The organism is Stenotrophomonas maltophilia group sp. Smal12, assembly GCF_037079935.1.
GTDB classification, from domain to species: domain Bacteria; phylum Pseudomonadota; class Gammaproteobacteria; order Xanthomonadales; family Xanthomonadaceae; genus Stenotrophomonas; species Stenotrophomonas sepilia.
This window is the reverse complement of the sequence record NZ_JBAWUK010000116.1, coordinates 1-927: the sequence shown is the minus strand read 5'-3', so window position 1 is coordinate 927 and position 927 is coordinate 1. Positions and strand designations below refer to the sequence as shown.

General features: G+C 48.1%; 1 protein-coding gene. It reads right to left on the bottom strand.

The features are described from left to right. Positions 1 to 13 precede the first annotated feature (13 nt). Positions 14 to 874, bottom strand: a complete 861-nt coding sequence (locus WDC87_RS21850; protein ID WP_000027050.1) for a broad-spectrum class A beta-lactamase TEM-116 — start codon at positions 872 to 874, stop codon at positions 14 to 16. Positions 875 to 927: the final 53 nt, after the last annotated feature.

Sequence of the window (927 nt, the reverse complement as noted above, 5' to 3'; positions counted from 1 at the left end):
CTTGGTCTGACAGTTACCAATGCTTAATCAGTGAGGCACCTATCTCAGCGATCTGTCTATTTCGTTCATCCATAGTTGCCTGACTCCCCGTCGTGTAGATAACTACGATACGGGAGGGCTTACCATCTGGCCCCAGTGCTGCAATGATACCGCGAGACCCACGCTCACCGGCTCCAGATTTATCAGCAATAAACCAGCCAGCCGGAAGGGCCGAGCGCAGAAGTGGTCCTGCAACTTTATCCGCCTCCATCCAGTCTATTAATTGTTGCCGGGAAGCTAGAGTAAGTAGTTCGCCAGTTAATAGTTTGCGCAACGTTGTTGCCATTGCTACAGGCATCGTGGTGTCACGCTCGTCGTTTGGTATGGCTTCATTCAGCTCCGGTTCCCAACGATCAAGGCGAGTTACATGATCCCCCATGTTGTGCAAAAAAGCGGTTAGCTCCTTCGGTCCTCCGATCGTTGTCAGAAGTAAGTTGGCCGCAGTGTTATCACTCATGGTTATGGCAGCACTGCATAATTCTCTTACTGTCATGCCATCCGTAAGATGCTTTTCTGTGACTGGTGAGTACTCAACCAAGTCATTCTGAGAATAGTGTATGCGGCGACCGAGTTGCTCTTGCCCGGCGTCAATACGGGATAATACCGCGCCACATAGCAGAACTTTAAAAGTGCTCATCATTGGAAAACGTTCTTCGGGGCGAAAACTCTCAAGGATCTTACCGCTGTTGAGATCCAGTTCGATGTAACCCACTCGTGCACCCAACTGATCTTCAGCATCTTTTACTTTCACCAGCGTTTCTGGGTGAGCAAAAACAGGAAGGCAAAATGCCGCAAAAAAGGGAATAAGGGCGACACGGAAATGTTGAATACTCATACTCTTCCTTTTTCAATATTATTGAAGCATTTATCAGGGTTATTGTCTCATGA

Excerpts from the sequence above, each read along its gene's own strand:
- WDC87_RS21850 (WP_000027050.1), bottom strand. The coding sequence starts at position 874 with ATGAGTATTCAACATTTCCGTGTCGCCCTTATTCCCTTTTTTGCGGCA.